This window comes from Bradyrhizobium sp. Kon69 (genome assembly GCF_055807515.1).
The window spans coordinates 1-304 of record NZ_JBVVOS010000250.1; the positions used below are offsets into that span (position 1 = coordinate 1).

The 304-nt window shown below is 56.9% G+C and carries 1 protein-coding gene; it reads right to left on the reverse strand.

The window, feature by feature from the left end; all coding sequences use genetic code 11:
* The coding region (locus AC0L3U_RS39035; protein WP_473365064.1) for a contractile injection system protein, VgrG/Pvc8 family at positions 1-236 on the reverse strand (236 nt) is incomplete at its 3' end.
* Positions 237-304: the final 68 nt, after the last annotated feature.

Below are 304 nucleotides of genomic sequence, written 5' to 3' on the forward strand. Positions count from 1 at the left end.
GCGAGGCAGGCAAGGCGTGGCGCGAGCGTAAGACGATAACGGGTGAGCCGAGCCCCCGGGGCGTCACGGCCGATGGCGTAAACCAACCCGTGCAGGCCTTGATCCGCTTCGCCCAGATAGAGATACACCGGCTGATGAAGCAACGCCTCCAGGTCCAGGTCTGGGTTATCACTGACTAATTGCACCTGAATGAAATACGGTTGATCCAGGCACTCGCTGCCCTTGAAAGCAAGCACCTGCAAGTTGGCCGTGCACCCTGGAATCATTAGTTTGAAATGTGACGATACAAGAGCGTCAACCATTG